Origin of the sequence: Vibrio sp. Vb0304 (assembly GCF_033338995.1) — a bacterium.
Classification (GTDB): domain Bacteria; phylum Pseudomonadota; class Gammaproteobacteria; order Enterobacterales; family Vibrionaceae; genus Vibrio; species Vibrio alginolyticus.
The window spans coordinates 1-1159 of the sequence record NZ_JAWOTT010000259.1 but is presented as its reverse complement, the minus strand read 5'-3'; the positions used below and the strand labels follow the sequence as shown (position 1 = coordinate 1159).

Sequence of the window (1159 nt, the reverse complement as noted above, 5' to 3'; positions counted from 1 at the left end):
CAAGTTGATGGAAGATTTCCAAGAGCTGATGAGCATCATCATGCAAATGATTCAGGCGAAAAGCGAAACCATGCAAACGGTGTTAAGCCGTCCTGCAACGGTTTAAGGAGCGTAAGTATGTTGGATAAAATTGGTGGAACGGGTCGCGGTGAACTGTACGGTTTGAGCGACGCTATCAAAACAACCAAAGCAGAAAAAACACCAGAAACCAAATTGGAAGCGGGTGCACTAAAAAGCAACGGTGAGTCAAACGTTTCTGGTGCGGGTCATTATCAATTAGATGGGCCGAAAGCTCCTGCGATCAGTAATCAAGCACAAGTGGTTGCGAACCTGATGGGTGAGCTTGCACCAACGATTGATCTACTGATGAGCACTACCGCGAAAGTGCTGAACGGTGAAGAAGTGATCAAATCACCTTCGGACGCGGTTTCTCAATCGCTGTCTTTGTTGACGCTGCTTTACCAAGTGTCGAAGCTAAGCCGTGAACAGCAAGTGCTTCAACGTGAAATTGCGGTTGAAGCCAACGTTGCGAGTTTGCAAAGCCAAGCGGCAGAGCTGAACAACTCTGCTAGCGCGATGATCGCGATGGCGGTTGTATCTGGTGTGTTAGCGGGTGCTACAGCAATTATCGGTGCGCTTGGTTCGTTCAAAGCGGGTAAAGAAATTAAGACCGAGATGGCAAGCAACAACGTGCTGAAAACGCAAAAGGCGGGCTTCGATCAAGTAGAAGAGTTGATGAACAACGGTAACTTGTCAAAAACTCAGCAAGATCAAGTAAAACGCGCACATTCGCTAGCGAAAGACAGCATTGCAGACACCACGGCTCAATTGACTAGCGGCGGTCGCAAGTTCGATAAACTGATGAGCTCAAACCAAGCGAAGAACGCGATTCTTCAAGCTCTTGGACAGATGGCAAACTCAGCATCGAACGTTGAACAAACTAAAGCGCAAGCTCGCAGCAAGGACGATGAAGTGCAAGCGACGCGTGCTCAAGCAGCGAAGCAAAAAGCAGATGAGAACATCGGCTTCCAAGAAGGGCTGCTTAAAGAGTTGCGTGAGCTGTTCCGTTCTATCTCTGATAGTCAGAACCAAGCGTGGCGCGCATCTATCCCGACAGTGTAATTGCTGTTTTATTTTAGTACTGACAAAGCGTTGTTTA

General features: G+C 48.0%; 1 protein-coding gene. It reads left to right on the top strand.

Features of this window, described 5'->3' with window-relative positions:
• The first annotated feature begins 117 nt into the window (after window positions 1–117).
• Window positions 118–1122, top strand: a complete 1005-nt coding sequence (gene vopD / locus R7P35_RS25465) for a type III secretion system translocon subunit VopD (RefSeq protein WP_318093191.1) — start codon at window positions 118–120, stop codon at window positions 1120–1122.
• Window positions 1123–1159: the final 37 nt, after the last annotated feature.